Here is a 259-nt window from a genome sequence, read left to right on the forward strand (position 1 = left end):
TATAAGCTTTTACGACTGTAACTAAGCTTACTCCAAGCTGTTTTGATAAATCACGTACTGAAGGCAATTGTTCCTCTTCTTGCAAGAGACCTGAGCGAATGTGATCAATAATACATTGGTATATTTGTTTTGAAAGTGAAATCTCTGCTTTGCGTTGAATCTCAATGTGCATCTTTAATCTCCTTTAAGTGTTATACATAGGCATTGAGTGTTATACATAGTGGTGATTTAAAATAGCATTAATAAATAAATACATTGT

Annotated in this window: 1 protein-coding gene; it reads right to left on the reverse strand. The window is 32.4% G+C overall.

What is annotated here, in order from left to right:
- A partial coding sequence (locus tag N7568_RS24240; protein ID WP_261612227.1) for a GntR family transcriptional regulator occupies positions 1-172 on the reverse strand: 172 nt, incomplete at its 3' end.
- Between the last annotated feature and the right edge of the window lie 87 nt (positions 173-259).

The sequence above is a fragment of the Paenarthrobacter aurescens genome (assembly GCF_025421775.1).
Lineage (GTDB): Bacteria > Actinomycetota > Actinomycetes > Actinomycetales > Micrococcaceae > Arthrobacter > Arthrobacter aurescens_B.